Source organism: Paenarthrobacter sp. CC6, assembly GCF_040560085.1.
Classification (GTDB): Bacteria; Actinomycetota; Actinomycetes; order Actinomycetales; family Micrococcaceae; genus Arthrobacter; species Arthrobacter nicotinovorans.
This window is the reverse complement of the sequence record NZ_JARDAN010000013.1, coordinates 36317-59204: the sequence shown is the minus strand read 5'-3', so window position 1 is coordinate 59204 and position 22888 is coordinate 36317. Positions and strand designations below refer to the sequence as shown.

General features: G+C 63.5%; 19 protein-coding genes and 1 tRNA gene. 17 read left to right on the top strand and 3 right to left on the bottom strand.

Annotated elements, in window-relative coordinates; all coding sequences use genetic code 11:
- Window position 1 precedes the first annotated feature (1 nt).
- Complete coding sequence (locus PV760_RS14240) at window positions 2-868, bottom strand: universal stress protein (RefSeq protein ID WP_306878368.1); 867 nt, start codon at window positions 866-868, stop codon at window positions 2-4.
- A gap of 85 nt (window positions 869-953) precedes the next feature.
- Window positions 954-2327, bottom strand: coding sequence for a flavin monoamine oxidase family protein (locus tag PV760_RS14235; RefSeq protein WP_354628082.1), 1374 nt, complete (start codon window positions 2325-2327; stop codon window positions 954-956).
- 107 nt (window positions 2328-2434) lie between these two features.
- Here PV760_RS14235 and PV760_RS14230 point away from each other — a divergent pair, with 107 nt between their 5' ends.
- The 11 genes from PV760_RS14230 to PV760_RS14180 all read left to right on the top strand — a co-directional run bounded on the left by PV760_RS14230 (window position 2435) and on the right by PV760_RS14180 (window position 14711).
- Window positions 2435-3139, top strand: a complete 705-nt coding sequence (locus PV760_RS14230) for a TetR/AcrR family transcriptional regulator (RefSeq protein WP_055976690.1) — start codon at window positions 2435-2437, stop codon at window positions 3137-3139.
- A 53-nt stretch (window positions 3140-3192) separates the two neighbouring features.
- Window positions 3193-3798, top strand: a complete 606-nt coding sequence (locus tag PV760_RS14225; protein WP_354628081.1) for a helix-turn-helix domain-containing protein — start codon at window positions 3193-3195, stop codon at window positions 3796-3798.
- Between the two features lie 40 nt (window positions 3799-3838).
- On the top strand, window positions 3839-4699 hold the full coding sequence (locus PV760_RS14220; RefSeq protein WP_018778448.1) for an EamA family transporter: 861 nt from the start codon (window positions 3839-3841) through the stop codon (window positions 4697-4699).
- Between the two features lie 79 nt (window positions 4700-4778).
- Window positions 4779-5906: an L-talarate/galactarate dehydratase gene (locus PV760_RS14215; protein WP_039239022.1), complete on the top strand. Its 1128-nt coding sequence runs from the start codon at window positions 4779-4781 to the stop codon at window positions 5904-5906.
- Between the two features lie 10 nt (window positions 5907-5916).
- Window positions 5917-6615: a FadR/GntR family transcriptional regulator gene (locus PV760_RS14210; protein ID WP_275777151.1), complete on the top strand. Its 699-nt coding sequence runs from the start codon at window positions 5917-5919 to the stop codon at window positions 6613-6615.
- Window positions 6616-6876: 261 nt separating this feature from the next.
- Window positions 6877-8292, top strand: a complete 1416-nt coding sequence (locus PV760_RS14205; protein WP_354628080.1) for an FAD-binding oxidoreductase — start codon at window positions 6877-6879, stop codon at window positions 8290-8292.
- Window positions 8293-8353: 61 nt separating this feature from the next.
- The gene (locus PV760_RS14200) at window positions 8354-10006 is read left to right on the top strand and encodes an ABC transporter substrate-binding protein (protein WP_064722329.1); all 1653 of its coding nucleotides are present in this window, start codon (window positions 8354-8356) and stop codon (window positions 10004-10006) included.
- Complete coding sequence (locus tag PV760_RS14195; RefSeq protein WP_039239019.1) at window positions 10003-10956, top strand: ABC transporter permease; 954 nt, start codon at window positions 10003-10005, stop codon at window positions 10954-10956. Before PV760_RS14200 ends, PV760_RS14195 begins: the two co-directional genes overlap by 4 nt.
- Window positions 10953-11807: an ABC transporter permease gene (locus PV760_RS14190; RefSeq protein WP_039239017.1), complete on the top strand. Its 855-nt coding sequence runs from the start codon at window positions 10953-10955 to the stop codon at window positions 11805-11807. The genes PV760_RS14195 and PV760_RS14190 overlap by 4 nt, the downstream gene beginning before the upstream one ends.
- A gap of 1 nt (window position 11808) precedes the next feature.
- A complete protein-coding gene (locus tag PV760_RS14185) occupies window positions 11809-13515 on the top strand; it encodes a dipeptide ABC transporter ATP-binding protein (RefSeq protein ID WP_354628079.1) in 1707 nt (568 codons plus the stop codon).
- Window positions 13512-14711 (top strand): aminotransferase-like domain-containing protein, encoded by a 1200-nt coding sequence (locus PV760_RS14180; protein ID WP_079582039.1) that lies wholly within the window; start codon window positions 13512-13514, stop codon window positions 14709-14711. The genes PV760_RS14185 and PV760_RS14180 overlap by 4 nt, the downstream gene beginning before the upstream one ends.
- Window positions 14712-14763: 52 nt before the next feature.
- Here PV760_RS14180 and PV760_RS14175 read toward each other — a convergent pair.
- A tRNA-Leu gene (locus tag PV760_RS14175) sits at window positions 14764-14846 on the bottom strand.
- Between the two features lie 372 nt (window positions 14847-15218).
- On the opposite strand from PV760_RS14175, the gene PV760_RS14170 reads away from it, so the two are divergent.
- From PV760_RS14170 to PV760_RS14145, 6 genes are read left to right on the top strand one after another with little or no spacing between them, the layout of a single operon-like run.
- Entirely contained in the window at window positions 15219-15968 is a 750-nt protein-coding gene (locus tag PV760_RS14170) for an FHA domain-containing protein (protein WP_018778451.1), read from the top strand.
- Window positions 15965-16453: an FHA domain-containing protein FhaB/FipA gene (locus tag PV760_RS14165; RefSeq protein WP_018778452.1), complete on the top strand. Its 489-nt coding sequence runs from the start codon at window positions 15965-15967 to the stop codon at window positions 16451-16453. The genes PV760_RS14170 and PV760_RS14165 overlap by 4 nt, the downstream gene beginning before the upstream one ends.
- Before the next feature lie 3 nt (window positions 16454-16456).
- Window positions 16457-18157 (top strand): PP2C family protein-serine/threonine phosphatase, encoded by a 1701-nt coding sequence (locus PV760_RS14160; RefSeq protein ID WP_018778453.1) that lies wholly within the window; start codon window positions 16457-16459, stop codon window positions 18155-18157.
- Window positions 18154-19581, top strand: coding sequence for an FtsW/RodA/SpoVE family cell cycle protein (locus tag PV760_RS14155; RefSeq protein ID WP_018778454.1), 1428 nt, complete (start codon window positions 18154-18156; stop codon window positions 19579-19581). Before PV760_RS14160 ends, PV760_RS14155 begins: the two co-directional genes overlap by 4 nt.
- Window positions 19578-21035 carry a penicillin-binding transpeptidase domain-containing protein gene (locus PV760_RS14150; RefSeq protein ID WP_026267267.1) on the top strand — a complete coding sequence of 486 codons (1458 nt, stop codon included), beginning with the start codon at window positions 19578-19580 and terminating at the stop codon, window positions 21033-21035. The genes PV760_RS14155 and PV760_RS14150 overlap by 4 nt, the downstream gene beginning before the upstream one ends.
- Window positions 21032-22888, top strand: coding sequence for a protein kinase domain-containing protein (locus PV760_RS14145; protein ID WP_018778456.1), 1857 nt, complete (start codon window positions 21032-21034; stop codon window positions 22886-22888). The genes PV760_RS14150 and PV760_RS14145 overlap by 4 nt, the downstream gene beginning before the upstream one ends.

Genomic DNA, 22888 nt, shown 5'->3' with positions numbered 1-22888 from the left:
GCTAGGAGCTTTGGCGCGTGTAATCGCGGGGAACCACGATCATGGGAACGGGAAGGGCGCGCAGGATCCGGTTGGCGGTGCTGCCAAGGAACGTGGCACGGTGCTGGGCGAGGCGGCTGGAGCCGATCAGCAGGATTTCGCCGTCTTCCCAGTCGAGGCGGTCCACGGCTTCTTCTATGGTCCGGCCCTGCGCCACGACGATTTCGGGCTCAGGCAGCGGTGCGTCCGGGGTTGAACTTCCGACGGCGGCAAGCCGGTCGGCGGCGTGCATCCAGGCGGCGTCTGCCAGCGTCAGCGAGTTGCCGCCGTCGAGCGCCAACAGGGAAACGAGCCGAAGCGGGAGTTGACGGTCGCGCGCGGACTCGACAGCGACGTCGAGCAGTTCGTCTGCGCCGGGACGCGTCCCGAAACCACAGCTGAGCCGGGTGATGGCATCTGTCCGCTGGTAGCCGTGGGGTGCCAGCGCCACCGGGACCGGCGACGAATGGAGCAGTGAACCCGCCACGGAACCAATGGTGAACCGCTTGAACAAGCCGCCGTTCGTGGCGCCGATGACCAATGCCGCCGCGTCCATCTCGACGGCTGCGTCAATCAGTGCCTGGGCCTCGGAATCGCCACGGCGAATGTGTCCGCGCGCTGTGATGTCCTCCGGGACCAAGGCGAGGCCCTCATCCAGCCAGCGCTGGGCTTGCTGGTTGAGGATGTCGTCGTAGCCGGCTTCGGGTGGGTACACGGCATTGAACGGGGAGTCCTCCGGGATCACCAGGACCAGGTCCAGGCTGACATCCTGGTTCCGGGCCAAGGCGACGGCAAGGTGGACGGCGTCGTGCCCCCTTGCGTTGGCGGTGTAACCAACTACGTAGCGCATGGTGGTCCCTTTCAGTTCTTAAACAGTGCAGCCGGCAGGCCGGGAAATAGTGCTCCCCCGGCCTGCCGGTGTGGTTTCACAGCGATCAGACAGTCACTGATGCCAGTTTGTTGGCTTCGACGATCCGTGCGGCGGTTGCCTGGCCCATGCGGACTGCGCCGTCAACGTGCTGGTAGCCTTCGGCGGCGAGGTCGGACGAGGACCAGTAGATCGGGCCGACGTTCGCGTGCTGGTCCTTGCCGTAGCGGTGCAGGCCTCCGAGGTCGTAGCTGGAAGCGTATGCGCCACGGGTCCACTCTTCCGAGCCCCAGTCGGACTCGTAGTAAACCTCGGGGGTGAGGGCCTTGTCGCCCAGGAATCCGGCGATGGACTCCAGGATGGCCTTCTTGCGGTCTTCGGCGCTGAGCTCGAACACGGCGTCGGCCTTCTCGTCGGACACAAAGCCAACCAGGGTTCCGCGGGTGTCGCCGTAGTTGGTGTTGTCGTAGACCTCCTGCACCAGCGCACCGGCGCTGAAGCCCGTGCCGGACAGTCCGTCTTCACGCCAGAACGGCGTGTCGTACACAGCGTGGACCTTGATGACCAGGCCCAGCGACTGGTGCTGGTGCATCTGGTGCTGGCGGCGCGGGAGCGGCGGGTCGAAGGAAACGCGTGAGTACAGGTTCGGCGGAACGGCCATGATCACGTAACGGGCGTTGACGGTGGCCTGCTCGGAAACAACGGTCGCGCCGTTGTCGTCCCACTTGATGGTGCGCACCGGGCTGTTAAGGACGACATCGGCACCCAGTTCTGCTGCCTGGAGCAGTGAAACCTGCTGCATGCCGCCGATGACGCGCTTGTCCAGGATGAAGTCTTCGTCCGTGAGGTGCGTGAACGAACCGGCAGAGGCGGCCATCAGGACTGCCTGCAATGCCGAGAAGGCGTGCGCGGGCTTGGTGAGCATGCCGCCGGCGATGAAGAGGCCGATGTTGTTGCAGGCTTCTTCGTCTGTGGAGTTCCGGCGGAGCCAGTGGTGGAAGGAGATGGTGTCCAGCTCGCGTGCCTTGGGGTGTGCCCAGGGCTCGGTGGGGCCGATCTCTGCTGCGAGTTCGTCCAGGATGGCGACGAGCTTGTCCATCTCGGCCTTGGTGGTTTCGTTGACCGGGAAGGTGTCACCGGTGTACTGCGTGCGCTTGCCGTCTGCGCCGATGTAGACGGATTCGCCATCGCGGTAGCGCGGGTACATTTTCAGGCCGAGCTCGTCCAGCAGGTCCATGAGGGCCGTCTGGTCCGGCGAAACCCACTGGCCGCCGATCTCCAGCATGGCGCCGTCGATGGTGTCGGTCCAGGTGCGGCCGCCCACGCGGTCGCGTGCTTCGAGCACTGCGACGCTGAGCCCGGCCTTCTTCAGTTCACGTGCCGCCGTCAGCCCTGACGGCCCGGCACCGACGATCACAACGTCGCGATCAAGATTCTGCATGATGTCCTCTCCGTGGCCGTCCGTTGGTGGCTGACCAATAAATGAATGGCATTCATTTATCTCCATAGTAGCGGCTGAGTGCGCGGCTGTGAAGAGCCGATGGAATAATGCTGGGGACACAGGCAGCAGAAAGGCTCCCGATGCCCGAACCCACCCCAGCCCCATCCGCCACTTCCCGGCGCCGCGCCGGCCGACCAACGGCGGCGGTTCTGGACCAGGACGGCATCACGACGGCGGCGCTCAAGCTGATCAGCAGCAAGGGTTACGACGGACTCACCATGGCGGCGTTGGCCCGCACACTGGGAGTAGCCCCCTCCGCCTTGTACAACCACGTGTCCTCCAAGGACGACGTGCTCGTCCTGCTCGAGGACCACTTGGCCGCGATGGTTGATGTGTCGGCGTTCGGGATTGAGCCCTGGGAAGAGGCCGTTCGCAAGTGGGCGTGGTCCTACAGGGATGTGTTCTCCGAGCACACGCCGCTTATTCCGATCATCGCCGTCCTGCCTGTCGCCAATGCTCCCAAGACCCTGGCCATGTACGAGGCCGTGACGGCCGGCTTCCGCGACGCAGGCTTCCCGGAGGAGAAAATCATCTCCGCGATTGTGGCTATCGAGGCCTTTGTCTTCGGGGCCGCTTACGACGTCACCGCACCTGAGGACATCTTCGACGCCGGCACCCTCGCCGATCAGGTCCCCAACTTCACGGCCGCCGTGGACCGACTGGCCTTGGAACAGCATGCGCGTCCCACTGACATCGCCTTCAGCTTGGGCTTGGAGGCTTTGATTACGGGCTTTGGGGCTCTGCGGAACTAGGCCCACGAGAATCCGAGCTTCTTAATGCCAAGTTAGTGCATTATGCTGCACTTATGGATGACAGTGCAGAGGCCTTGGCGCGCGCAATTGGCCTGCGGGTGAAACAGGAACGCAAAGGCAGGGAGTGGACCCTCGACCAGCTTGCCGCCATGGCCGGCGTTAGCCGCAGAATGCTGGTGAGCGTCGAACAAGGCGGCGTAAATCCCAGCATCGGAACCCTCCTGCGGCTCAGCGATGCCCTAGGTGTTGGCTTGCCTGCATTGGTGGAGCCGCCCACGCTGCGTTCGGCCAAACTTACCCGCAAGGGCGAAGGCGCCGTACTGTGGTCCGGCCCCCTGGGCGGCAAGGGCGAGCTGGTTGCCGGTACCGAATCTCCCGACGTTGTTGAACTGTGGGACTGGTCCCTGGCTCCCGGAGAGCTCCACGAGAGCGAAGCCCACAGCTCCGGCACGCGTGAATTGCTCCAGGTGCAGGAGGGCGCCATCACGGTGAACGTCGAGGCCGGGAGCTACGAACTGAACACCGGCGATGCCCTGACCTTCCGCAGCGATGTTGCCCACTCCTATGCAAACCACGGCGGGACAACTGCCCGATTCTCCCTCGCCGTTTTCGAACCGGGCGTTGGAGCCGGACATCGGACGGAAAGCCCCAGTGCGTAATACCTTGACCCGAACCCTCACCGCCGCTCCCCCCTGGTCGATGGCCGTCGCAGCAATGATGGCCATCCAGCTCTCCAACGCCATGTCGGTCACCGTTATCGGCCAGGTCGGCCCAGCAGGGACGGCATGGCTTCGGATGTGCTTTGGAGTGGTCTTTCTCTGGGTAATCAGCCGTCCGGCCATCCGCTCGCTGCGCCGCCGCGACCTGCCGGCTTTGATCGCCCTGGGGGTCGTGACAGGTTTCATGACCACCTTCTTCCTCGCCGCCGTCGAGCGCATCCCGCTGGGAACCGCCGTCGCGATTGAATTCCTTGGCCCCCTCACGGTGGCCGGGATCATGAACAAACGCCGGAAGGCGTTGGTCTGGCCGCTCCTCGCCTTCATCGGCGTGGTGCTGTTGACTGAGCCATGGCATGGCGTCATCGACCTTGCCGGCGTGGGATTCGCTGTGGCTGCGGGTGCCTGCTGGGGCCTGTACAACGTGCTCACCCAACATGTGGGAGACCGGTTCTCCGGCATCAGCGGCCTGTCACTCACCATCCCGATTGCCGCTCTTGCCACCATGCCGGTCGGGTTGCCGCAGGTACTGGGCGGGTCACTCGACTGGTGGGTGCTGCCCCTGGCGGCCGGGATTGCCCTCATAACGCCGGTGATCGCGTTCGGCCTCGAAATGCTGGCGCTGCGGCGCATGACCCACACGGCCTTTGGAACGCTGCTTTCGATCGAGCCCGCATTCGGTGTCCTCATCGGGCTGCTTGTCCTCGCCCAGCAGCCGACACTCATGCAGGTGGCAGGGATAGCCCTGGTGGTCATTGCCGGGACAGCCGCACAGCAAGGAGGCAAGCGCACACCCAAACCCGTGCTGACAACGGATGTTCCGGCATCGCCAGCAGGGTCGTGAAGAAGCAAGTCTTGTAATACAAGTACTCAGCTTGTATCTTAAGTAGTAGGCAAGGATGCCCCGCCCCTTAGGAGACCCAGTGAGTACCGTAGACCTCATCCGCCACGTCAAACTGTCCACGGCGCGACTGCCGCTCAGCGTTCCCATCAGCGACGCCAAGGTCTTCACCGGCAGGCAGAAGCCGATGACGGAAGTAGTGTTCCTCTTCGCCGAGATCACCACGGAGCAGGGACACAGCGGCCTCGGTTTCAGCTACTCCAAGCGCGCCGGCGGGCCGGCCCAGTACGCCCACGCCAAGGAGGTCGCGGAGGGCATCATTGGCGAGGACCCCAACGACATCGGCAAGATCTACACCAAGCTCCTCTGGGCCGGCGCCTCGGTGGGAAGGTCAGGCGTGGCGACGCAGGCTCTCGCCGCGATAGACATTGCCCTCTACGACCTCAAGGCCAAGCGCGCCGGACTCCCGCTGGCCAAGCTGCTGGGGTCCTACCGTGATTCCGTCCAGACCTACAACACCTCCGGCGGCTTCCTCAACGCCACCCTGGCAGAGGTCAAGGAACGCGCCACGCAGTCCATCGACGACGGCATCGGCGGCATCAAGATCAAGGTGGGCCTGCCCGACTCCAAAGAAGACCTCCGCCGCGTGGCGGGAGTCCGCGAACACATTGGCTGGGACGTTCCGCTCATGGTCGACGCGAACCAACAGTGGGACCGGGCAACGGCGCTGCGGATGGGCCGCCAACTGGAGGAATTCAACCTCATCTGGATCGAAGAACCACTCGATGCCTATGACTTCGAGGGCCACGCCCACCTCGCACAGCTCCTGGACACGCCTATCGCCACCGGTGAGATGCTTGCCTCTGTCGCCGAGCACAAGGGCCTCATCAACGCCAACGGCTGCGACATCATCCAGCCGGACGCGCCGCGCGTCGGAGGCATTACCCAGTTCCTGCGCCTGGCAGCACTGGCCGACGAAAGAGGCCTGGGCCTGGCACCGCACTTTGCCATGGAGATCCACCTCCACCTGGCCGCCGCCTACCCGCGCGAGCCGTGGGTGGAACACTTCGATTGGCTGGACCCGCTGTTCGAGGAGCGGCTGGAGACGAAGAACGGTCGCATGATCGTCCCGGACCGTCCCGGACTCGGCGTCACGTTGAGCGAACAGGCCCGTGCGTGGACCACCGAAACCGTGGAGTTCGGCGCGTAATCTGGAACGCATGAGCCGAAACCTGACTGCGGATCTCGCCGCCGACCTCCGCAACCGCATTGTCGACGGCGTCATCCAACCGGGCGAGAAGCTCCCCAGCGAGAACACCCTCATCAGCGAATTCGGGGTGAGCCGAACCGTGGTCCGCTCCGCATTGACGCGGCTGCAGGCCGAAGGCCTTGTGGAAACCGAACGTGGGCGGGGCAGCTTTGCCCTGACTCCGCCCGCCGAAGGCCCGACCCAGGCACCGGGAACCCGGCCTGTGTCCAGCATGGAAGAACGGCTGCAGATGCTCGACTTCCGGATCGGCGTCGAAGCAGAGGCAGCTGCCCTTGCTGCCCGGAACCACAGCGAACGACAACTCAAGGCCGTCCACGGTGCCTTGGAACAATTCACTGCGAACGTTTCGCATCCGGCGCACGCCATGAAAGCTGATTTCGAGTTCCATCGTGCTGTGGCTGCGGCTTCAGGCAATCCCTTTTATACAGACTGCATCGCCGCCCTCGGCCAGACCATGATCACCATGCCCCGCCCACGCCTCGTCGGCGGGGATGACCGGGAAACCCGCGAACGCTTCGATCAAGTAGTCCACGAGCATTCCTCTATCTACGCAGCAATCGCGGACGGCGATCCCGTGGCTGCCGCGGCAGCCATGCGCCTTCACCTCAGCAACTCACGACGCCGGCTGGCAGGTTCCGCCCGCAGCTGACCGTGCGTGGGGACATATGACGTCGCGGCGCTTTTTACTGCGACACAATTCGTCTTTCAGGGTACCCGTTTAACGAAATGGGAATCCCCACGACGCCCCATTGAGAACTGTTGATTGACATTTCAAGAAACTGGCGCGCAAATTCCGAGTCCCGCTAACTTTTGAAGAGCCCGTCAATTTATGACCGGGAAATCCATCAAAAGCCTTTGGGTGCTTCACGCAGGAATGCCTTGTCATGCACCCGGACAGAGAGACACCGGCATGACAACAGAGCAAATCAACTCCCCCGCCCTCACAACAATCCAAAGCTACGTCCGGGAGCTCACGCGTCGGGTGGAAGGGCTCGAAGTCCTGGCTCCAGGCCCTGCTACCTCCCGCTACAGCCATGACGCTGCCACCGCCAAGACGGGAGCCGCAACCGGAAACCCGGGTCCCGCCGTCGTTCTTCCCACGTCAGCAGCCGAAGTTCAAACGGCCGTGAGGCTCGCAGCGGAACTCGGCGTGACCGTTGTTCCCCGCGGGGCGGGGACGGGCTTGTCGGGTGGTGCCAGCGCACAACAGGACCAGGTGGTCATTTCGACGGAAAAGCTGACCGCCATCATCGAAGTTTCCCCGCTGGACGAGGTGGCTGTTGTCGAACCCGGTGTCATCAATGCCGAATTGAACAAGCATCTAGAACCCTTCGGACTTTTCTATGCACCCGATCCGGCAAGTTTCGACATTTCCTCAATTGGCGGGAATATCGCCACAAACGCGGGCGGACTCCGCTGCGCCAAGTACGGGGTGACCCGGGAATCCATCCTGTCGCTCGACGTCGTCCTCGCAGACGGCAGCCTGATCACCGTGGGCCACCGCTCCATCAAGGGCGTCACCGGACTGGACCTGACGTCATTGTTTGTCGGCTCGGAAGGCATTCTCGGCATCGTCACGAGGGCCACGGTTCGCCTTCGCCCCATTCCGGTTGCCCGCAAGACGATCAGCGCGTTCTTCAACAGCACCGCCGAGGGGACCGCGGGACTGTCTGCGATCACCTTGTCGCCAGTGCGCCCGGCCGCGATCGAGTTCTTTGATGCGCCAAGTCTCGCCAACATCGACTCGCACTCCGGAACCCGCCTGCGGGACCGCGGTGCCGCACTGATCCTCATCGAAATCGACGGCTACGGCATCGGCGACCAAGCCGCGGACCTCGCAGTGGCACTCAGCGCTGTAGGTGGCCGCGTCACCGTGGAGTCGGACGATGACGGTGTACGGCTCTGGGAACTGCGCCGCAGCGGCCGCGGACTCCCGCAGGACAAGTGGTACATCGGCGAGGACATCGCCGTGCCCAAGTCCCAGCTCCCCAGGGTTTACGCCGCGTTCCCGGCTCTGGAAGCGCGTTTCGGGGTGGATATCTCAGCCGTGTCGCACGCGGGCGACGGAAACCTGCACCCTTTGATCACCAAGGACAAGACGCCCGACGACGGCCCGAACCCACCGGCCTCCCTCCTGGAAGCTGCCACTGAACTCGTGAGGGTGGCGCTTTCGCTTGGCGGAACGGTCACCGGCGAACACGGGGTAGGAACCATCAAGCGCGAATGGGCAGCCCTCGAACTGTCCGAACGCAGCCGCGAGTTGCAACACACCATCAAGGAGGCTGTCGACCCCCGGCAGCTTCTCAATCCCGGCAAGGCCATCTAAGCGCACTGCCTCCAGCAGCACCCCAACGCAATCCCCCCCAAACGCATCCAGGAGAAACACCATGAGCACTTTCAGCACCCCCGAATTCCGCCGAAGGGCCTTCCTCGCAGGCCTTGGCGCACTGTCCACCTCTGCCTTGGTCACCGCTTGCGGCGGCACAACTGCCAGCACCGGCGCCGGCTCCACAACCCCAGTGGACGGCGGAAACATCACCTTCCTGATCCAGGGCTATGACACCGGCTGGGTCTCCAGCAAGACGTCCATCTCCAGTTACGAGGGCAATCTATGGGGCCAGATCACGGACAAGCTGGTGTACGTCAATGAGAAGGGTGAGCTGAGCCCGTGGGTTGCTGAGAGCTGGGAAGAACTCAATGGCGCCAAGGACTTCGTGATTCACCTGAAGAGCGGCGTGACGTTCTCGGACGGGACACCGGTGGACGCAGCGGCTGTTGTGGCCAATCTCAACGCCTGGGCCAAGGGTGATTCCACCCGCGGCGTCAGCAAAGTAGGCCTGTTCCCGTCCAGCAACTTCGTCTCGGCCGAGGCCACGGACGCGGCTACCGTAAAGGTGTCCTTCTCCTCCCCCGCGCTGGGGTTCATCGCCACGCTCGCGTACCACGGATGCATCCTGCTTTCACCGAAGACCTTGGCTTTGCCGGTGGAAGCCCAGGCCGACCTCAGCCAGGAAATCGGCAGCGGTCCGTTCGTCGTGAAGTCCTGGAAACAGGGTGACAGCTACGTCCTGGAGAAGCGCAAGGACTACAACTGGGGTCCGGCCGCGCTGGGCCACACCGGCCCGGCCCGTTTGGACACCATCACCTACAAGGTCATCAAAGACACGTCGGTGCGGACATCGACGGTTGTTTCGGGCCAGGCCGATGTTGCCTTCAATGTTGAGCCGCAGGAAATCGAATCGCTGAAAGCCCAAGGGTTCACAGTAGGCACACCGCGCTATCTGGGCTTCGTGGACGGGTTCCAGGTCAACACGCAGGCCTTCCCCACCAATGACATTGCCGTCCGCCAGGCCATCCAGCATGGCATCGACCGCGACGAGATCCTCAAGACTGTCTACACCAGCGACTGGAACGCCGCCACCACCTTCATCCAGGGCAATGTTCCGGAAGCAGGCGAGTTCAGTGACTCGTTCAAATTCGATGCCGACAAAGCCAACAAGATTCTTGACGATGCAGGTTGGACCAAGGGCGCCGACGATTACCGCAGCAAAGACGGGAAGACCCTCGAGTTCACGCTCACGCCCAACCCCTATGTCCCGTCCACCAAGGCCGAGGACGAGCTCATTGCCCAGCAGCTCAAGAAGGTGGGCATCAAGGTCAACCTCAAGGTTGTGGACGTAGCCGGCTACGCGGCAGTGCAGGCGAGCAAACCCCCTCTGTTCCAGACCTCCCGCAGCTTCGTCGACGTCGGAACGGTTGCCGGAGTCCTGACAAGCCAGAACAAGGGCGAGGATTGGTTCGGACTCGGAACCAGTGATCAGAAGCTCAACGACCTCTCCACGGCCATCGCCACTGCCTCCGACCGGGCTTCACGCGAAAAGGTCGCCGACGAACTCCAGCAGTACGTCCTTGAGCAGGGCTACTTCATCCCTCTTAACCAGCTCGTCCAGCGCCTCTACCTGATCAGCCCGAAGATCAAGGATGTCCAGTACAACGGCCTTGCCTACGCAAACTTCTACACCGCCTGGATCTCACAGTGACCAGCGATTACAAGCGCTTTGCCCTGACCCGGGCGGGTCAGGCGGTCGTCGTCGTGCTCCTCGCTTACGTCCTGACATTCCTGGTGATCAGCGTGCTCCCGGGCGATGCGATCACCAACACGCTCCGGGACCCGCAACACGGACTGAGCGAGGAAGACATTCAGCGGATCGTGGCTTTCTATGGCCTGGATCAGCCCGTGATTGTGCAGTTACTCCTCTCCTTGGGGAGGTTTCTGACGGGTGAACTGGGCTTCTCGCTGCAGTCCAACCTGCCTGTGTCCCGGATTGTGGGGGACGCCTTGCCGTCCACGCTCACCCTGGCCACCAGCGCGTTGGTCATCGCCGTCGTTTTCGCCGTGGTGATCGCGTACGGCGCGCAGTATTTGCCGGGCAAGTGGGCCGCAATCGTCCGCTCCATCCCGTCGTTCTTCCTGTCAGTGCCCAACTTTGTGATCGGGCTGGTGCTGATCGAGTTCTTTGCCTTCCGCCTCCATTCGTTCACCACCACGGATCCCAACAGCCCGGTGGCCACGCTGTTCGCAGCCATCACTTTGGCCATTCCGGTCTCCGCGCCGCTGGCCGAGGTCCTGATTGCCAGCCTGGACCATGAATCCCGCCAGGAATACGCCTTGGTTGCCCGTTCCCGTGGTCTGACTGAGGCCAGGCTGTTTGCCAAGCACCTGGTGAAACCGTCCGCTCTGCCGTCCGTAGCCATGGTGGCGCTGATCGTGGGTGAGCTGCTTGGCGGATCCGTTATTACGGAAACGATCTTCGGCCGTGACGGCATCGGCACGGTTGTCCAGAAAGCCGTGACGGGAGAAGACCAACCCGTCCTTCAAGCCGTGGTGTCCCTTTCAGCCGTGGTGTTCGTGGCCGTCAACCTGGTGGCCGACCTCGCATCGCCGCTGCTCGATCCACGCGTCAAGCTTCGAGAGAAGGTGGCCGCATGACCGCCACACTTGGATACCCGCAACTACGCAATGTCGGCACCGCCTCAAAGAGGCTCACCGCAGGACTGCCCCCCATCACGGTGATCCTGTCATTTGCCGTGGTGCTCCTGGTTATCCTCTGGTCCCTTGTCCCGTGGCTCTTCACTTCGTACAGCCCGGTCACCGGAGATACGGCAAGCAAACTGGCCGCGCCGAGCGCCCAGCATTGGTTTGGCACTGACTACCTCGGCCGGGATCAATTCGCACGGGTCGTATACGGCACGGCATCGTCAGTTACCAGCGCCTTGGTCGCTGTCCTGATCGGCCTCGTGATCGGCAGCCTCATCGGCCTCGCCAGCGGATTCCGCGGCGGCTGGCTGGACTCCGTTTTGGGGCGTTTCGTGGATGTCCTGCTGGCCATTCCGGGCTTCCTCCTGGCCGTTGTCATCGTCAGCTCGCTGGGTTTCCAAACCATTAATGCGGCCATCGCCACGGGAGTGTCCGCCGTCGCGGTCTTTGCCCGGCTGATGCGTGCGGAAGTGATGCGTGTCCGCAGCGCCACGTATGTGGAGGCCTCCTACCTGGAAGGCGGAAACCGGCTCCACGCGCTGCTCGGCCACATCCTTCCCAACGCTTACAGGTCGGTGCTGGTCCTGGCAGTGCTTCAGTTCGGGACGTCCATCCTGATCATCGCCTCGCTGGCGTTCCTCGGCTACGGCGATCCACCCCCGGCCTCGGACTGGGGCCTCCTGGTCGCCTCCGGCAAGACCTACGTGACAGCCCCTTGGCTCGTCTACGCTCCGGCCCTGGTGATCGTGGGCACCGTCCTGTCCGTTAACCGCATCAGCCGCTGGCTGCGAAAGGCCAAGTGACATGATCTTGAAGACCAAGGACACCAACGTGTCAGCAGACCTATTAACAGTGCAGGGCTTGTCGATCGCCTACGGTTCCACCGCCGTCGTCCATGACGTCTCGTTTTCGCTGGCCAAAGGCGGGAGCCTGGCGCTCATTGGCGAGTCCGGCTCGGGCAAGTCCACCATCGCCAAAGCCATTCTCCGCCTGCTCCCACACGGTGAAGCGACTGCTACCGGGCGGGTGGAACTCAACGGCAGTGATCTTCTCGCGTTGCCGGAGAAACAGTTCCGTCCCCTGCGCGGCCGGGAGTTGGGCTTCATCCCACAGGATCCCGCGTCCGCACTGAATCCGGTCCGGACCATCGGCGCCCAGGCCCACGAAGCTGCCGCCTTGCTCGGTGAAACCGACCCGGGGGTCCGCCGAGCGAAGATTCTGGAGGTGCTTGACCAGGTGGGGTTGCCGGACCCGGCCCGGGTTTACGACTCCTACCCCCATCAGCTCTCGGGCGGCATGCTCCAGCGCGTGCTGATCGCCCTGACAGTGTTGCCTCAACCATCCCTGATTGTGGCTGACGAACCCACGTCAGCCCTGGACGTGACGGTTCAGAAGCTGATCCTGGACATGCTGAGCGATCTCCGCCGCGAGCTGGACATCAGCCTGCTGCTGATCACGCACGACCTCGCCATCGCGGCCGAGCGTGCCGATTCCTTGGTGGTGCTGAAGGACGGAGCCGTTCAGGAAAGCGGTGCCTCGCGGGACGTATTCGCTTCGCCCAGGACCGAATACGCGCGAAGCCTGCAGGCCGACGTGCCCGCTTTGCACCCGGACCGGTACAGGCGCAAGCGCACCTTGCTGACGCAAGCGGACGACGGCGGCTTCCGCACGGACACTGCCCCCTCACCAACCGCCCAACTGCAGATTGATGTACGGGGCGTAACCAAGAGCTTCCCGGTCGGCGGCAAGGACGTTCTTGCCTGCGATGGGGTGAGTTTCTCCGTGGAGCGCGGACGCACGCACGCCCTCGTGGGTGAATCCGGTTCCGGCAAGACGACAGCAGTCCGGTTGCTGCTGGGTCTTGAGCAGCCCGACGGTGGGGACATTACGGTAGCCGGTCAGTCGACGTCGGGCCGGTCCAGAGCCGACGTACGCGAGATCCGCCGCCACCTCCAGCTTGTTTACCAAAACCCCTTTACGTCACTTGATCCAACCTGGCGGGTTGGCCGGATCGTCCGCGAACCGCTTGACCATTTCGGCGTAGGGACCAAGGCGGAGCGGACCCATCGTGTGAGCGAAGCGTTGGAGGCTGTCGGGCTGCCGTCCGATGTGGCGTCGAGACGGCCCGCGCACCTGTCGGGTGGCCAGCGTCAACGGGTGGCGATCGCCCGCGCGCTGGTGGTGAGACCCGACGTCGTGGTTCTGGACGAACCTACGTCGGCACTGGACGTGAGCGTCCAAGCGGGAATCCTCGAACTCTTGACCACCCTGCAACACGAACTCGGCCTGACGTACTTGTTCGTCTCCCACGATCTTGCTCTCGTGAGGCAGGTAGCTGACACAGTGTCGGTCCTTCGACGAGGTCAAGTGGTTGAGGACGGTCCTGTGGAGGAGATCTTCCACAGGCCCCGGCATCCATACACACGCGCCCTGCTCGGGGCGATTCCACTCGCGGCCGTGTCCACCGAGGAACAGACAGCCCTTAAACAACCAGCGAAGGCAACAGCATGACCGTAAACCTGATATCTGCCCGGCGGCCCGCGCTTATCGAGGCATTCACCGCACCCAAGGGCTTTGGCGACCAGACACTCCGCGACCGGCGTGCCGACGCCATCGAGCTCCTTGGTGGCATTCCGGATCCGGGGGTCCTCCCCACGGAGGAACTGACCGCCGCCACGGCACGGGTGCTGGCCCGGCCGGGGGTCCCTGCACTCCAGTACTCACGAACGGAGGGGATTTCGCCCCTGCGGGAGTGGATCGCCGAACGCGAAGGCGTACCCGTGGATCGGATTCTGATCACCAATGGAGGCTTCCACGGCCTTTCCCTGGCAATCCAGTCCGTGGTGGAACGCGGCGACCTGGTGGCGGTGGACAACCCGATCTTCCCCTTGTTCCTCCGCGGGTTGCAGTTGTCGGATGCCGGGACACTGCCCGTCTTTGTGGGGCCACAAGGTCTCGACGTCGATCATCTCGCCGACCAGCTCCGGGCCGGCGCCCGCCCGTCCGCCCTTTATACGGTGCCGGATTTCCATAACCCATCCCAAGGAACACTGTCTGGAGAGGCCCGCAAGGAACTTGTCAGGCTGGCGGAACACTATGGCTTTGTGATCCTGGCGGACAACCCCTACCGGGAACTTCGTTTTGCCGGCGAGCCGGAGAGTGTGGAGGAGTTCAATAACTCGGACCATGTCCTTCACATCAATACGTTCACCAAGACACTCGGTCCCGGGTTGCGCCTGGGTTGGACTGTGGCCCCTGAGCGTTTGGCCCGCGATCTGGTGGCGTTGCGCAGCCGCCAGGATTCGCACAGCTCCACGCTTGTCCAGGCCATCATCGGGGAATTGGTAACCTCAGACCCCGGAATCTTCGGTGCCACCTTGGACCGGGCCCGCGCCTTGTACCGGAACCGTGCCGAAACCCTGGTTGCCGCGCTGCACCGGGAGGCCCCTGGCGCTTTCGAGACCGTACTTCCCGAGGGCGGCTTGTTCCTCTGGCCCAAACTCTCGGATTCCTCCGTGGACCCGGATCGCCTGGCCTCCGACGCCAGCGCCGAGGGCGTGGAGTACCAACGGGGATCGTTCTTCGCCTCAGGACCCGGAACGGACGCTGACCGGCATCTGCGCCTGGCCTACGGAGATGTCCCTGCGGCCAAGCTGGAGGAAGCAGCTGCGCGCCTGGCCCGCGCGTTGAAGCGCCAAATTCCGTAGACCCACAAAACAAAAGAGCCCCGGTCCTAAGACCGGGGCTCTTTCGATTGCGTGCGCGAGGGGGGATTTGAACCCCCACACCCTTTCGGATACTGGCACCTGAAGCCAGCGCGTCTGCCGTTCCGCCACTCGCGCGCAACTTCTTTTTCCGGACTTCGCTGGTCTCCCAGCTTCGTTTCCTTCAAAAGCAGCGAGATCAAGCATAACGGACATCCGGAGCAAAACACCAATCGGGCTGGGAGGCACCCTCCGGAAGGGCGGTGGACGGCCTGGAAACCGCAGAACTTCAAGGGATTTTCAACCCCTGCGAGCCCCGCCAGCAAGGGCCGCCGTCGAACTTTTCCGTGGCGCAAGGCGTTGTGGATTAAGGTCATTCCCAGTCAGTCCCAGTAGTATCGGGAAGAGGAAGGGCCGTGGGGCGCGCACTTTGGTGTGTGCACAGTCGGACCAATTGCAGGACTATCGGACAGGCACAGCAGGTGCCGCGGCAAGGAAAGGAGAAGGAACATGGGTTTGCTGGACAAAGTCGAGCGCGGCATTGAAAAGGCCGTCCGCAACGTCTTCTCCACGGGGTCGCGGGCACGGGTTGAGCCAGTGGAGATCGCGAGCAAGCTGAGGCGGGAACTGGACAATCAGTCCATCACCATCGCCGCCGGACGCACGCTTGCTCCCAACGTTTTTGATGTCCTGCTCAGCGATGAGGACTTCGCCCGGGCCCAGGAATGGGGAACGCCCCTCGCTGAGGAACTGTGCGACGTCGTTATCCAACACGTTCGCAGCCAGGGCTATACGCTCCAAGGCGCGGTCAGGATCTCGTTCCGTCGCAATGACGAGGAACGGGCCGGCCACTTCGAGATCGCTTCCCGGACCGAAAAGTCCTCCGGCGACGCAGCTCCTGCTCCGCAGCCTCCGCGGGCCAACGTTCCCGCAGCCCCCGCACGGCAGCCAATTCGCCTCCAGCCTGTCCTGGACATCAGCGGTCAGCGATACTCCCTCAATGCAGCCAGCGTGGTGCTCGGCCGCTCTTCTGAAGCCGACATCCTGGTGGACGACACCGGGGTTTCACGGAAGCATCTTGAGGTACGCACCGAGAACGGGAGCACGTGGGCTGTTGACCTCGGCTCCACGAATGGCAGTTACGTCAACGGACATAAGGTAAACGGCAGCGTGGAGCTCACAGACGGCTCAACCATCACGATGGGACGTACCAAGATTATTTTCCGCCTCCTCCCCCAGACCCCGGGTGGCCACGCGTGAACGATGTCAGCGAACTGACCATTACAGCGCTTCGTTTCGGCTTCCTCCTGTTGCTGTGGGTCCTGATCTTCAGCATTGTGTCCACCATGCGCCGCGACTTCCAGATCGGACGCAAGGCAGTGACCGGTGTTCCTACGGCACGTGAAGTCCGCAAGCATCCTGAACTGGCTGCCACACCACCGCCGGCCATCCAGCATGCCCGCAACCTGGTGGTCACCGAGGGTCCCCTCAAGGGCACCACGGTTCCCCTGGCGGCCAGCCCCATCCTGCTCGGACGCGCGCAGGAAGCCACCCTGGTCCTGGAGGATGACTACGCCTCCGGCCGGCATGCGCGTCTGTTCCCGCAGGGCAGCCGATGGTTCATTGAGGACCTCGGCTCTACGAACGGCACCTACCTGGCCGATCAGCAGCTCACTCGTGCGTTGCCGGTGGAGCTCGGTGTCCCCGTGAGAATCGGCAAGACGGTCATTGAATTGAGGCCATAGTCCATGGCCTCTTCTGAGACCCCCGAGGACAAGGAAAAGCCCGCGGAGCGCCCGCTGATCATGCGCTACGCGGCCCGTTCCGACGTCGGCCGGATCCGCTCCAAGAATGACGACTCCGCTTATGTGGGCCGCCATCTCGCTGTGGTCGCCGACGGCATGGGTGGGCACGCGGGCGGCGATGTCGCCTCCGCTTCGACGGTCCTGGACATGATCCACCTGGATCATGACGACTACCCTGAAGGCGCCGACACCGTCCTGGCGGACGAGATCCAAACCGCCAATTCACTGCTCTCAGAGCTCGTCCACCAGAATCCCAAGCTGTCAGGCATGGGTACGACGGTCACGGCGTTGCTCCTTGAGGACCGCAAACTCCACTTCGCGCATATTGGCGATTCCCGCGCTTACCGCCTGCGCAACAAGAAGTTCGAGCAGATCAGCGTCGACCACACGTTCGTCCAGCGCCTGATCGATGAGGGACGCCTCCGTCCGGAGGAAGCCGAGACCCATCCCCATAAAAACGTCCTGATGCGCGTGCTTGGCGACGTTGACGCGAGCCCTGAGCTGGACTTGGACGTCCTGGACGTCGAACCCGGCGAACGCTGGCTGCTGTGCTCTGATGGCCTGAACTACGTAGCAGGGCACGTCGTGGAGCGCATGGTCCGCGAGACCAAGGACCTTCGCGAATGCGCCGAGATCCTCGTAGACCTCACGCTCGAAGCGGGCGCCCCGGACAACGTCACGGTTGTCATGTTGGAAATCGTCGAGGAGACGGTCGACGACGTCAACACGGCCGCCGTCGACGTCGTACCGGCCGCTGCGCTTGCCGCCGTCGATGAGCCTGAAGCGGTGACGGCCACCAAGTCCCCCGATGAGGTGCCGTCCGGAGATGCGGCCAAGGGCGCCTCGAAGTCGGAAGCTGACCGGAAGCCGGACGCAGGATCGGCTTCCGACGACGGCACGAGGACGAAGGAATCGGACGAGGCGGACGAAACGTCCGGGACTTCTGATTCCTCCACCGAACCGCCGGCGACCACCGATCCCCACCTCGGTGAGCATCTGTCAGCCGAAGTCCTGCGCGAGGAACTGGCCAGCCGCCCCCATGAGCTCGTTGGCGCCGCGGCAACGGCTGCTGAAACAGGCTCCATTCCTACCGTTGCCGGCCGCACGGTGGCCCGTCGCGCTGCCACAGTCCTGACGCACAAAGCAGAGCAGGACCGCGCGGAGGCCGAAGAGCCGCCAAGGCGTCGCATCCGTTGGTTGATGCCCGCCGTCGCCGCATTCCTGGTTCTGGGCGTCGTGGTCGGCCTGTGGCTTGGCTACGCCTGGACCCAGACACGCTATTACGTGGGTGAATACGATCAGCGTGTTGCCATCTTCAACGGCATCTCGCAAAGGCTCGGCCCAATTCAGCTTTCCCGGCTGGAAGCCGTAACCGATGTCAGGGTGGATTCCTTGCCTGAATATGGCCAGCAGAGCGTTCGCCAGACCGTTCCTGCCGGGGACCTCGACGACGCCCAGCTCATCGTGGAAAACCTCAAACAGTACGGCAGCGCCTCGGCCAATTGCCCCAGCCCGACTCCAACCGGGACGGCGACTCCCACGCCGTCGCCGTCGGCTACGGCCACAGTGCCGGTACCCAGCACGGCAGCCGTTGCCAGCCCCACGCCATCTCCCGTTCCGACTCCCTGTGAGGGGGCAAAATGATCCAGACTGAAACCGCCCCCAAGCCCCGCCGGAACGTCGAGCTTCTGCTCATCGTGCTGGCACTTGCCGTTGGAATCGGCGCCAGCGCACTGGTCAGCCTCAACTCGGATCTGGGACTGGACAGCGACTTCTGGTTCCAATCGAGCCTGCTCGCCGTAGCCGCCTTTGCATTCCACGTGGTGCTCCGTCTCCGCGCTAAATATGCCGATCCGGTAATACTTCCCATCGTGGTGGCCCTGAATGGATTGGGCCTGGCCCTGATCCACCGCATGGACGGCCCTGGCGACGACACCGGCAACAACCAGCTCCGGTGGACGCTGATTGCCATGGCCGTTTCCATCGCCGTGATCTGGTTCCTCAAGGACCACCGCATCCTGCGCCGCTTCACCTACATCTCGTTGGCGGCCAGTGCATTGCTGCTGATTCTTCCTCTGGTGCCCGGCATCTCCGCCGGTGAGGTGCTCGGTGCCAGCGTCTGGATCCGCATCGGCCCCATGACTTTCCAGCCTGGTGAAATCGCCAAGATCACCCTGGCCATATTCTTCGCGGGTTATCTGTCGTCCAACCGGGACCTCATCCTCCTGGCCGGCCGGAAGATCGGTCCCATGCAGTTCCCCCGCTTCAAGGACCTGGGTCCGATGATCACCGCCTGGCTGGTGAGCATCGGCGTCCTGGTCTTCCAGCGCGACCTCGGATCGTCCGTCCTCTTCTTCGGCCTCTTTATCGTGATGATCTACGTGGCCACCAGCCGTATCTCCTGGGTCGTTATTGGCCTGGCCCTGATCCTCGGCGGCGGTTTCATCGCATCGAAGATCTTCTCCCACGTCGCGTTCAGGATCGACAGCTGGATCAACGCCTTCACCCCGGAGGTCTTCGGCAGGTCTCCCGGCGGTAGTGGACAGATCGTCCAAGGCCTGTTCGGCATGGCCGACGGCGGCCTGGTGGGAACAGGACTGGGACAGGGCCGCCCGGACCTGGTTCCGTTCGCAAACAGCGACATGATCGTGGCGCTCATCGGCGAAGAACTGGGCCTGATCGGCCTTTTCGCCGTGGTGATGCTCTATTTGCTGCTCTTCACCCGCGGTTTCCGCGCAGCCCTGGGAACGCGCGACGCCTTCGGAAAGCTCCTGGCGTGCGGATTGTCCTTCGCGATCGCACTGCAGTGCTTCGTGGTCATCGGCGGCGTCACCCGGCTCATCCCGTTGACCGGCCTGACCACCCCGTTCCTGGCCGCCGGAGGTTCATCCCTGCTGGCCAACTGGATCATCGTCGGGCTGCTGCTCATGATCTCCAATACGGCCCGCGGACCGGTTGACACCACACCCATGGTCAACAAGCCCCCGACCACCAGCTCCCACGGGACAGTCAAGACTCCAACAGGCCAGACACCAAGCGCACCAACTGAGGCGGTGAAGCATCAATGAACCAAGCGATTCGCAGCTCGTGGATGGCCGCCGTCGCCATGTTCGCGTTGATTTTCGGCGCCATCAGCTACGTCCAGGTCATTGGCGCGGACGACCTCAACGCCAATCCCTGGAACCAGCGCGCCATCCTCGCCACGTTCTGCAACGAACGCGGTGCCATCATCGTTGGCGGGAAACCGGTGGCAGAGTCCGTCCCCGGAACCGAGTCCTGCGCCTTCCAGCGTTCGTACCCCCAGCCGGAGCTTTATGCGGGCGTCACCGGCTTCTTCTCAAGGGGCTTCGGATCCACCGGGCTGGAGCAGTCAATGGGGGAAACCCTGGCGGGTAACTCGGACCAGTTGTTCCTGGACCGCATCAGCCAGATGTTCCTGGGCAAGGAACCCAAGGGCGCTTCTGTGGAGCTGACCCTTGATCCTGCCATCCAGAAGCTGGCCTACGACCTCATTCCGGACGGCCAGCGGGGTTCCATCGTGGTCACCAACCCGAAGACGGGAGCCATCCTGGCGATGGTCTCCAAGCCGTCGTACGACCCCAACCTGATTGCCACCCACGACACTGCCGCTGCAGAGGCGAACATGGCCCAGCTGAACCAGATCCCGGGTATCAACCTGAACCAGAACGTCAGCGGTCCCACCGGAAACCTTCTCTCTCCCGGCTCGGTTTTCAAGCTCATTGACACGGCCGCGGCGTTGAACTCGGGCAAGTACAACAAGGACAGCGAGCTGCCGAACCCGAGCAGCCTCCCGCTTCCCGGTTCCAATGCCAGCCTTCCCAACTATGCCGGGGGCAACTGCAACGTCCGGGAGACGGCGTCGTTCGCCTTTGCCCTGGAGCAGTCCTGCAACACGCCGTTCGCGAGCATTGCCCTGGACCTCGGCCAGGACGCCATCCGTGAGCAGGCCGAGAAATTCGGATTCGGTGAAACCTTCGGAGATCAGCTCAAGCTCCAGCAGGCCAAGAGCGTCTTCCCCAGGGACCTGGACCAGGCACAGCTCGCCCAGTCGTCCGTGGGCCAGCGCGACGTCAAAGCTACTCCGCTGCAGATCAACATGATGACGGCAGCCATCGCAAACGGCGGCGTGCAGATGAAGCCGAACCTGGTGCAGACAGTACGTGCTCCTGACCTGCGCGTCATCAGCGAAACAAAGCCTGAAGCACTCCGCACCAGCACCACGCAGCCGATCGCCGGCCAGATCACCGAATGGATGACCAGCGCAGTGGACAACGGCATTGCCAAGGGCGCAGCCGTTCCCGGCATCAAGGTGGCCGGCAAGACCGGCACGGCGGAACTCGGTGATTCAGGTTTGAACAACTCATGGTTTACCGGGTTCGCCCCGGCAAACGACCCGCAAGTAGCCGTCACCATTGTCATGGAACGTGTGGACGTGCTCAGCGGTGCCCAGCTAACCAGTCCGAACGCAAAGAAGATTTTTGAGGCGGTGTTGAATAAGTGAGGCCTACTTCGGGAATCACACTCGGCGGCAGGTTCCAGCTGACCAGTCGCATTGCGATTGGCGGCATGGGCGAGGTCTGGAAGGCCAAGGACCAGATCCTTGGCCGGATCGTGGCCATCAAGGTGCTCAAGGAGGAATACACGGGTGACCCCGGCTTCCTGCAGCGCTTCCGTGCCGAAGCGCGCCACACCGCCCTCCTCAACCACGTGGGCATCGCCAACGTGTTCGATTACGGCGAGGAAGCCGGCTCGGCATACCTGGTGATGGAGCTCGTGCCGGGCCACCCCCTGAGCGGCATCCTGGAGCGCGAACAGGTGCTGTCCCCGGACATGACGCTCTCCATCATTGCCCAGACGGCCCGGGCCCTTGCCGTGGCTCACGCGCAAGGCCTGGTTCACCGCGATATCAAGCCCGGCAACCTGCTCATCACACCGGACAACCGGGTCAAGGTCACCGACTTCGGCATCGCCCGCCTGGCGGACCAGGTTCCGCTGACGCAGACCGGCCAGGTCATGGGCACCGCCCAGTACCTGGCACCTGAGCAGGCAACCGGCCAGACAGCCACCGGGTCCTCGGATATCTACTCCCTGGGTGTCATCGGCTACGAATGCCTCACAGGTCACCGTCCGTTCTCCGGGGAATCGCAGATCGCCATTGCCTTGGCGCAGGTCAATGACGCACCGCCGCCCCTGCCGGAGACGCTGCCTACGCCCGTGCGTGCCCTCTTGATGTCCATGCTTGCCAAGGACCCCAAGAACCGGCCGGCCAACGCCATCAAGCTTGCCGAAGCAGCTGAAGCCATCCGTAACGGCGACATCGCCACGGCTCATGCCGCTGTGCCGGGAATGCTGTTGTTCGAAGACTCAACCGGCCCCATCACGGCGCCGGTCGACACCGCAACGGCACCCACCGGCGTCGTCGCCTCACCTTACGGCAAGGAGCAATCCTCGACGGCGACCTCCGCACTTCCGGTGCTGGGCGCCGGCGCCGCCGGAGCTGCTGTGGGAGCCGCTGCGGCATCCGCGGACAACCCACTGACACGAGCCAACGCCCTCGAGGCGGAACGGCAACTGAACGACGACGAAGAGGTCATCTACAGCGATGACGAACGCTACGACGATCAGGAACCGGAACGCAAGAAGCGCAGCCCCTGGACGTGGCCCCTTGTTGCGTTGATCCTCCTGGTCTTGTTCGCGCTGGTCGGTTTCCTGATTTCCCAGTCGGGATTCTTCTCGCCCACCCCTTCGCCGAGCCAGTCCACTTCCGCGAGCCCGAGCCGCTCTGCCAGCCCGTCGTCCTCATCGACGTCGTCCTCGCCGACGCCTACGCCTACGGAAACCTCCGAAGCGCCGTCGCCCACCCAGTCGACGCCGCAGAAGATCAACATCATCCCGGAGGAATTCCAGGGACAGCCGTTCGAGACGGTCAGTGCCAAGCTGCGTTCCCTCGGCCTCGGCGTCAACGGCCAGGAGGTCTTCGATCCGGCAACACCCGGGACGGTTCTCAGCCTCAACCCCACAGGTCCTGTTGACCCGGGGACCACCATCACGGTGACCTACTCAAAGGGACCCGAAATGGTTGCGGTCCCGAACATCGGTCAGGGAGTCTCCGAAACCCAGGTCCAGGGCGCCCTGCAGGGGGCAGGTCTTAAGTACGTGAGGGGCGAGGACGTCAACGGAAGCATCAGCCAGGGCCCGAACACGTTCGTGCGTTCCTCGCCTGCCGCCGGCACCGAGGTACCCGCAGGGTCCACGGTGACCTACTACCTGTCCAAGGAGCTCATCCCTACGGATCCCGTCACTCCCAGCGGCAACCCCAAGCCGTCCAGCTCTGCGTCCCCCACAGGCCGCTAA

Coding starts and splice junctions, on each gene's coding strand:
- PV760_RS14185 (WP_354628079.1), top strand. CDS start 11,809: ATGATCTTGAAGACCAAGGACACCAACGTGTCAGCAGACCTATTAACA.
- PV760_RS14205 (WP_354628080.1), top strand. CDS start 6,877: ATGACAACAGAGCAAATCAACTCCCCCGCCCTCACAACAATCCAAAGC.
- PV760_RS14170 (WP_018778451.1), top strand. CDS start 15,219: ATGGGTTTGCTGGACAAAGTCGAGCGCGGCATTGAAAAGGCCGTCCGC.
- PV760_RS14190 (WP_039239017.1), top strand. CDS start 10,953: ATGACCGCCACACTTGGATACCCGCAACTACGCAATGTCGGCACCGCC.
- PV760_RS14240 (WP_306878368.1), bottom strand. CDS start 868: ATGCGCTACGTAGTTGGTTACACCGCCAACGCAAGGGGGCACGACGCC.
- PV760_RS14210 (WP_275777151.1), top strand. CDS start 5,917: ATGAGCCGAAACCTGACTGCGGATCTCGCCGCCGACCTCCGCAACCGC.
- PV760_RS14155 (WP_018778454.1), top strand. CDS start 18,154: ATGATCCAGACTGAAACCGCCCCCAAGCCCCGCCGGAACGTCGAGCTT.
- PV760_RS14200 (WP_064722329.1), top strand. CDS start 8,354: ATGAGCACTTTCAGCACCCCCGAATTCCGCCGAAGGGCCTTCCTCGCA.
- PV760_RS14230 (WP_055976690.1), top strand. CDS start 2,435: ATGCTGGGGACACAGGCAGCAGAAAGGCTCCCGATGCCCGAACCCACC.
- PV760_RS14235 (WP_354628082.1), bottom strand. CDS start 2,327: ATGCAGAATCTTGATCGCGACGTTGTGATCGTCGGTGCCGGGCCGTCA.
- PV760_RS14180 (WP_079582039.1), top strand. CDS start 13,512: ATGACCGTAAACCTGATATCTGCCCGGCGGCCCGCGCTTATCGAGGCA.
- PV760_RS14220 (WP_018778448.1), top strand. CDS start 3,839: ATGGCCGTCGCAGCAATGATGGCCATCCAGCTCTCCAACGCCATGTCG.
- PV760_RS14150 (WP_026267267.1), top strand. CDS start 19,578: ATGAACCAAGCGATTCGCAGCTCGTGGATGGCCGCCGTCGCCATGTTC.
- PV760_RS14160 (WP_018778453.1), top strand. CDS start 16,457: ATGGCCTCTTCTGAGACCCCCGAGGACAAGGAAAAGCCCGCGGAGCGC.
- PV760_RS14225 (WP_354628081.1), top strand. CDS start 3,193: ATGGATGACAGTGCAGAGGCCTTGGCGCGCGCAATTGGCCTGCGGGTG.